This window comes from Acidimicrobiales bacterium (assembly GCA_030747595.1).
Taxonomy (GTDB): Bacteria; Actinomycetota; Acidimicrobiia; order Acidimicrobiales; family MedAcidi-G1; genus UBA9410.
Window position 1 is genome coordinate 1 of sequence record JASLKK010000050.1, and the last position, 773, is coordinate 773.

Annotated in this window: 1 protein-coding gene; it reads right to left on the reverse strand. The window is 56.3% G+C overall.

Annotated features, from left to right (window positions below; genetic code table 11):
* Positions 1–396, reverse strand: a 396-nt coding sequence (gene carB, locus QF777_12015; protein MDP6912261.1) for a carbamoyl phosphate synthase large subunit, incomplete at its 3' end; no start/stop codon positions are given.
* Positions 397–773 lie beyond the last annotated feature (377 nt).

The following is a 773-nucleotide window of genomic DNA, read 5'->3' on the forward strand; positions in this document are numbered from 1 at the left end:
AGAACCACCAAGAGTGAAGGCCGGTCGAATGATGAGCGGCATTGTGCCGATGTCCTTCGCAATTTCTTGCGCTTGTTCCCAAGTCTCGGCGGTGCCAGACTTCGGGGTGTTCAATCCAATTTTGTCCATGGCATCCTTGAAAAGCTGACGATCTTCCGCTTTGTTGATAGCGTCGAGCTTCGCACCAATCAATTCGACGTTGTGCTTGTCCAACACACCAGACTCTGCGAGCGCCTTGGTCAAGTTGAGCGCAGTTTGGCCACCCATCGTCGGCAACAAAGCGTCCGGCTTTTCGCGCGCGATGATTTGTTCCACGCTCGCCGGGGTCATCGGAGTGACGTACGTACGGCTCGCGGTTTCCGGATCGGTCATGATCGTCGCCGGGTTCGAGTTCACGAGGACGACATCGTATCCTTCGCTACGCAACGCTTTGCACGCCTGGGTCCCAGAGTAATCAAACTCGCATGCCTATCGAGTTCGCATCAACACGCGCGTAAAAGGTCAGTATCGCGCACACAAACGAAAACCAAGCGCCCAAGATTCTTCTCGCGTTCTCTCTATCGCATCTTCCCATCCACGACACCTCACAGCCGCCCCTTCGTCTCTCCCGATCGGACTCATTTTCAAATCCTTTTTTTTTCAAAAACCACCCATCGGCGCGTCCCCGCGCCGTTCCTCGCGTCGTCGCTCGGTCTGCCCCCCCCGCGGTCGCGCGTGTCGCCTCTCACCTGTCCAATCACGATCGGTCCCGCGCCCAAGATCATAATCTTCTT